The 798-nt window shown below is 50.9% G+C and carries 1 rRNA gene; it reads right to left on the bottom strand.

What is annotated here, in order from left to right:
• Nucleotides 1–798 (bottom strand): 23S ribosomal RNA (locus K0F86_RS27160); the annotation flags it as partial.

Below are 798 nucleotides of genomic sequence, written 5' to 3'. Positions count from 1 at the left end.
ATATCCGCAGCTTCGGTGACTGGCTTAGCCCCGTTACATCTTCCGCGCAGGACGACTCGATCAGTGAGCTATTACGCTTTCTTTAAATGATGGCTGCTTCTAAGCCAACATCCTGACTGTTTTAGCCTTCCCACTTCGTTTTCCACTTAGCCAATCTTTGGGACCTTAGCTGGCGGTCTGGGTTGTTTCCCTCTTGACGCCGGACGTTAGCACCCGACGTCTGTCTCCCAAGCTCGCACTCATCGGTATTCGGAGTTTGCAATGGTTTGGTAAGTCGCAATGACCCCCTAGCCATAACAGTGCTCTACCCCCGATGGTGATACTTGAGGCACTACCTAAATAGTTTTCGGAGAGAACCAGCTATTTCCAAGTTTGTTTAGCCTTTCACCCCTACCCACAGCTCATCCCCTAATTTTTCAACATTAGTGGGTTCGGACCTCCAGGGCGTGTTACCGCACCTTCATCCTGGCCATGAGTAGATCACTTGGTTTCGGGTCTACACCCAGCGACTGATCGCCCTATTCGGACTCGATTTCTCTACGGCTTCCCTATGCGGTTAACCTTGCCACTGAATGTAAGTCGCTGACCCATTATACAAAAGGTACGCAGTCACGGAACAAGTCCGCTCCTACTGTTTGTATGCACACGGTTTCAGGATCTATTTCACTCCCCTTCCGGGGTTCTTTTCGCCTTTCCCTCACGGTACTGGTTCACTATCGGTCGATTACGAGTATTTAGCCTTGGAGGATGGTCCCCCCATATTCAGACAGGATGTCACGTGTCCCGCCCTACTTGTCG

It is taken from the genome of Janthinobacterium sp. UMAB-60, from assembly GCF_900095235.1.
Classification (GTDB): Bacteria; Pseudomonadota; Gammaproteobacteria; order Burkholderiales; family Burkholderiaceae_D; genus Janthinobacterium.
Note: the sequence above shows the minus strand (reverse complement) of the source record. Positions and strands in the feature narration are given on the sequence as shown.